This window comes from Streptomyces phyllanthi (assembly GCF_009377205.1).
Lineage (GTDB): Bacteria > Actinomycetota > Actinomycetes > Streptomycetales > Streptomycetaceae > Streptomyces > Streptomyces phyllanthi.
In genome coordinates this window covers 1-5,017 of record NZ_VJZE01000571.1, presented here as the reverse complement: position 1 = coordinate 5,017, position 5,017 = coordinate 1, and the positions used below count along the sequence as shown (strand labels likewise).

General features: G+C 71.8%; 4 protein-coding genes. 3 read left to right on the top strand and 1 reads right to left on the bottom strand.

Annotation, left to right across the window (positions count from 1 at the left end):
• Window positions 1–54: 54 nt before the first annotated feature.
• Window positions 55–1,038 (bottom strand): helix-turn-helix transcriptional regulator, encoded by a 984-nt coding sequence (locus tag FNH04_RS41070; RefSeq protein ID WP_152791282.1) that lies wholly within the window; start codon window positions 1,036–1,038, stop codon window positions 55–57.
• 314 nt (window positions 1,039–1,352) lie between these two features.
• On the opposite strand from FNH04_RS41070, the gene FNH04_RS41065 reads away from it, so the two are divergent.
• The 3 genes from FNH04_RS41065 (at window position 1,353) to pfkB (ending at window position 4,936) form a co-directional block, all read left to right on the top strand.
• Window positions 1,353–2,813, top strand: coding sequence for an MFS transporter (locus FNH04_RS41065; protein ID WP_228031921.1), 1,461 nt, complete (start codon window positions 1,353–1,355; stop codon window positions 2,811–2,813).
• A 417-nt stretch (window positions 2,814–3,230) separates the two neighbouring features.
• Complete coding sequence (locus FNH04_RS41060) at window positions 3,231–3,992, top strand: DeoR/GlpR family DNA-binding transcription regulator (RefSeq protein ID WP_152791280.1); 762 nt, start codon at window positions 3,231–3,233, stop codon at window positions 3,990–3,992.
• Window positions 3,989–4,936, top strand: coding sequence for a 1-phosphofructokinase (pfkB, locus tag FNH04_RS41055; protein ID WP_152791279.1), 948 nt, complete (start codon window positions 3,989–3,991; stop codon window positions 4,934–4,936). Before FNH04_RS41060 ends, pfkB begins: the two co-directional genes overlap by 4 nt.
• Window positions 4,937–5,017 lie beyond the last annotated feature (81 nt).

Here is a 5,017-nt window from a genome sequence, read left to right as displayed (position 1 = left end):
GGGCCGAAGCCTGGCTCCACCTCAGCTCGAAGCCGGCTCCACCTCAGCTTGATGTCAGTCAGTCAGGCGGTCAGGCGCCTTTCCCGCCCGCGTCAGCCGCTCGCCCAACTCCCTGACGTATCCGAGCAGTTCCGGCGGCTCATGCACGGTGAACTCGCAGTCGACCAGTGCCAGTCGCAGCGCCAGCCATTCCACGGAGTCGCCCGCGGTGGCCCGTAGCCGGCAGCTGTGTTCGTCGACCGGCTCGGGCGGGCCCAGCCACGCGGGCAGCCGCGCCACGACGAACTCCACGGGTGCGGCGAAGGTGACATCGAACTCGTATGTCTCCTGCCGCCGGTACATCGACTGCCGCAGATACTCCGCCGCGCTCCCCGTCGGCAGCTCGCGCGGCGAGAATCGCGCACCCGTCGCGAGGGGGTCGCTGACCCGGTCGACACGGAACGTGCGCCAGTCGGCGCGGTCGAGGTCGTACGCGACGAGGTACCAGCGCCGGCCGGTCGAGACGAGTCGGTACGGCTCCGTCAGGCGCCGCGACTCCGTGCCGTCCCCGGAGCGGTACGCGAACCGCAGCCGCTCTTGCCCGGCCACCGCCGAGGCCATCACCGTCAGCGTCTCCGGTGCCACGGTCGCCCCGTCACCGCTGGTCAGGGGAGTGGTCGCGGCCTGCAGAGTGGAGACCCGGTGGCGCAGCCGCGAGGGCAGCACCTGTTCCAGCTTGGCGAGCGCCCGTACGGAGGCCTCGTCCACGCCCTCGACGGCGTGCCCGGCTCCGGCGCGCAGCCCGACCGCGATCGCGACCGCCTCCTCGTCGTCGAGGACCAGCGGGGGCATGGCCTTTCCGGCCACCAGCCGGTAGCCGCCGTCGGCTCCCTTGGTCGCCTGCACCGGGTAGCCGAGCTCGCGCAGCCGGTCGATGTCCCGCCGGACGGTGCGACGGGAGACACCGAGCCGGTCGGCGAGCTCACCGCCGGGCCATTCCCGCGGGGTCTGGAGGAGGGAGAGAAGCTGGAGGAGCCGTGCCGGGGTGTCGGTCGTCATGGGCCTCAGGGTGCCGTAGGAATAGGACATGATCTGACCTATAGGGGCTCTAGCTTCACCGCATGACCTCAAGCGATCCATTGCCCGACAGTCCGGCTGAACGTCGCGCCCGCATCCCGCAGGGGCGTGAGGAACCGCGCGACCAGCCACGAACGACCCGCAGCCATGACATGACCCGCAGTCAAGAAACGGCCCGCAGTCAAGAAACGGCCCGCACTCAAGACACGATCCGCAGCCATGACACAACGGCCACGCGGACGGCGCCCGACACGCCCCAAGCGGAGCGCCACCGTTGGTTCGCCCTCGCCATCGTCATGACCGCGGCCTTCATGGACCTGGTCGACGTCACGATCGTCAACGTCGCGATCCCGTCGATCCAGCGGGACGCGGGCGCGACGTTCAGCCAGATCCAGTGGATCACCGCGGGGTACGCGCTGGCCTTCGCCGCCGGGCTCGTCACCGGCGGGCGGCTGGGCGACATCCACGGCCGCAAGCGGCTGTTCCTCATCGGCATCGGCGGTTTCACGGTCGCCTCGGCGCTGTGCGGCTTCGCCGCCGGCCCGGAGATGCTGGTCGCCGCGCGTATCCTGCAGGGCGCCATGGCCGCGCTGATGGTGCCGCAGGTGCTGTCGATCGTGCACGCCACCTTCCCGGCGCACGAGCGCGGCAAGGTCTTCGGGCTGTTCGGCGCGATCGTGGGTCTTGGCGCGGTCTCCGGTCCGCTGCTCGGCGCACTGCTCATCGAGTGGGACCTGTTCGGCCTGGGATGGCGCCCGATCTTCCTCATCAACCTGCCGGTCGGCATCGCGGGCCTGGTCCTCGGCCGCCGGTTCATCACCGAGTCCAGGGCCCCGCACGCCCTGCGGCTCGACCTCGTGGGCGTCGCCCTGGTGACCCTCGGACTGCTGATGCTGCTCTACCCGCTCACCCGCGGGCGCGAGCTGGGCTGGCCGCTGTGGGGGTACGTGTCGATGGCGGGCGCGCTGGTCGTGCTCGGGGCGCTGGTGGCGTACGAGAGGCGGAAGACGCGGATCGACGGCTCGCCGCTCATCGAGCTGTCCCTGTTCAGGGTGAAGAGCTTCGCCGCCGGTATCGCAGTCCAGACGGTCTTCGGCGTGGGCCTCGGTGTCTTCTTCCTGGTCTGGACGCTCTACATGCAGTTCGGTCTCGGCTGGAGCGAACTACGGGCCGGGCTGACCGGCGTGCCGTTCTCGATCGCCGTCTCCGTGGCCGCCGGTGTCTCGGTCCAGAAGCTGGTCCCCCGCTTCGGCCGGAAGGTCCTGCAGGCCGGCGCACTGGTGATGGCGGCCGGAGTCCTGCTCTATGTCTGGGAGTCCGAGCGGTACGGCATGGCCATCGCCTCCTGGCAGATGGCGCTCCCGCTGGTCGTGATGGGCGCGGGCATGGGCCTGATCGTGGCCCCGCTGACCGACGCGATCCTCTCGGAGGTCCCGCGTGAGCACTCGGGCTCCGCGTCCGGCCTGATCAGCACCGTTCAGCAGATGGGCAACGCACTGGGGCTCGGCCTGGTGTCGGTGGTCTTCTTCGGGACCATGGACGACCGGCTGGCGGGGATGACGGACGACCGGCCGGCGCGGGCGGAGATCGGCCCCGCCTTCGCGAACGCCTTCCAGAACTCCCTCGGTTGGGTCGCGGCGGTGCTCCTGGCGATCTTCCTGCTGATGTTCGCCCTGCCGAAGCGGCCGACGGGGCAACAGGAACCGCCGGAGGAGCGTGAGTCGGCGAACGAGCGCGTACCGGAGCTCGTCTCCTGAACCCCAGTCCCGGCAGGCCTGACCGCACCCCGATAGGCCTGACCTCACCCCGATAGGCCTGACCTCACCCCGGCAGGCCTGACCCCACCCCGACATGCCTGAGGGGCCCTCAGAGACCAGTACGCCCCATGGCGGGGCCCCGACACCTCCTGGCAGGCCCTGAACACTTCCTGGCAGGCCCCGAACCACCCCTGGCAGGGCCTCAGCTGCCCGGCGGACCGCGCCTGTCGTGCGTTCCGCCGGGCAGGGGCGTGTGCCGTAACGGCCACTGCCTGCCGCCCCTGCCCGGCATTACTCAATGCCCGTTTGTGTCTGAGGTGTGCCCGAACCTGTTTACTTTCTCGACATCCAGGCGTAGCCTCCCTGCGAAACCACACGTTCGGGCATCACCAGGCAGGGAGTCGGAGGCGAACGGACATGTACGCACCGGAGCGGCAGCAGGAGATTCTCCGGCTCGCCCGTGACGGCGGCCGGGTCGACGTGCTCTCCCTGGCGGAGGAGTTCCAGGTCACGGCCGAGACGATCCGGCGCGACCTGAAGGCCCTGGACAGGGCGGGCCTCGTCCGCCGCGTGCACGGCGGAGCCATCCCCGTGGGGCGCCTCGACTTCGAGCCCGACCTCGCCGAGCGCGAGGGCACCGCGGCCGACGAGAAGGACCGTATCGCCAAGGCCGCCCTCGCCGAGCTGCCCAGGGAGGGCACGGTGATCCTCGACGCCGGTACGACCGTCGCCCGCCTGGCCGCCGCCGTCCCGCTGGAGGCCACGCTCACCGTCGTCACGCACAGCCTCCCCAACGCGGTCCGCCTCGCGGACCACCCCGGCATCCAGCTCCACCTGGTTGGCGGCCGCGTACGGCACCGTACGCGCGCGGCCGTCGACGCCTGGGCCCTGCGCGCCTACGGCGAGATCCGCGCCGATGTGCTGTTCGTCGCCGCGAACGGCTTCTCCGCCGAGCACGGGCTGACCACCCCCGACCTCGCCGAAGCCGCTGTGAAGCGGGCGGCGATCGCGGCCGCCCGCCGCGTGGTGCTGCTCACCGACTCCGCCAAGCACGGCCAGGAGCACTTCGCCCGCTTCGGCGACCTGGGTGACGTGGACCTGATGATCACCGACAGCGGGCTCAGCCCGGAAGACGCCACCGCGATCGAGCGCGGCGGCACGGAAGTGGTGCGCGCATGATCCTCACCGTCACCCCCAACCCCTCCCTCGACCGTACGTACGAGGTCCCCTCGCTCGACCGCGGTGAGGTCATCCGGGCCACCGGCGAACGCATGGACCCTGGAGGCAAGGGCGTCAACGTCTCACGGGCGGTCGCGGCCGCGGGGCAGCGCACCGTGGCCGTACTGCCGTTGGGTGGCGCGCCGGGCGCACTGGTCGCGGACCTGCTCGACGCGCAGGGCATCGAGGTCGCACCCGTACCGGTCTCCGGGCCGACCCGCTCGAACATCGCGCTCGCCGAGGCCGACGGCGTCCTCACGAAGATCAACGCACCCGGTCCCGAACTCTCCGCCGCCGAGGAGGAGTTGCTCCTGGAGACCGTACGCGTCCAGTCCCGCGACGCCTCCTGGATCGCCTGCTGCGGCAGCCTCCCACGCGGGCTCGCGCCCTCCTGGTACGCCGCCCTGGTCGCCCGCGCCCACGCGGCGGGCACCCGGATCGCGCTCGACACCTCCGGCCCCGCGCTACTGGCCGCCCTGCGCGAGCGCCCCGACGTCGTGAAGCCCAACGCCGAGGAACTCGCCGAGGCCGTGGGCCGCCCCCTGGCCACGGTCGGTGACGCGGTCAAGGCCGCCGAGGAACTGAGGGAGATGGGTGCGGGCGCCGTGCTCGCCAGCCTCGGCGCGGACGGCCAGGTGCTGGTCAACGCCTCGGGCGCCTGGTTCGGCAGCGCCCGCGTGGACACCGTGCGCAGCAACGTCGGCGCCGGCGACTCCTCCCTTGCGGGCTTCCTGATCGCGGGCGGCAGCGGCCCCGAAGCCCTCGCCTCCGCGGTGGCACACGGCGCGGCCGCGGTGCGGCTGCCGGGCAGCGTGATGCCGACACCGCGCGATCTCGACCCGGCCGCGGTGACGGTGACGGCGGAGGTCCCCGTCGATCGAGCGCTCAGGGAGCCGGTGTCATGACGGCCGTACTTTCGCTCCGTGCGGGCCTGAGCCGTGGTGGCGCCCAGTTACTCACCGCCACCGGCCCCACCATCCCCACCC